At 57.7% G+C, this 222-nt stretch carries 1 protein-coding gene; it reads right to left on the bottom strand.

The window, feature by feature from the left end; genetic code table 11:
• Positions 1–222: immunoglobulin-like domain-containing protein (locus BFP96_RS30955; RefSeq protein WP_170876031.1), on the bottom strand; the 222-nt coding region annotated here is incomplete at both ends.

Raw genomic sequence — 222 nt, 5'->3', positions numbered from 1 at the left:
TGGTGATGGTTTTGCCGTTATCCAGGGTGACGGTCAACGGGTTGGTGATGTTGGTCACCAGCGCGCCGTTTTTATCCACAAGGCTGGCGGTGTAAACGATGTTGCCGCCTTCGCCGACGGTGGTGGTGGCGGTCAGTACAACGTCGACCTTGTCGATGGTGTCGTTGATCGCTGTCGTTGCACTGTTTTGCGCAACTACCAGCTGCTCGAAGTTGCCGCCGG

Origin of the sequence: Pseudomonas sp. 34 E 7, assembly GCF_900005715.1 — a bacterium.
Classification (GTDB): domain Bacteria; phylum Pseudomonadota; class Gammaproteobacteria; order Pseudomonadales; family Pseudomonadaceae; genus Aquipseudomonas; species Aquipseudomonas orientalis_A.
Note: the sequence above shows the minus strand (reverse complement) of the source record. Positions and strands in the feature narration are given on the sequence as shown.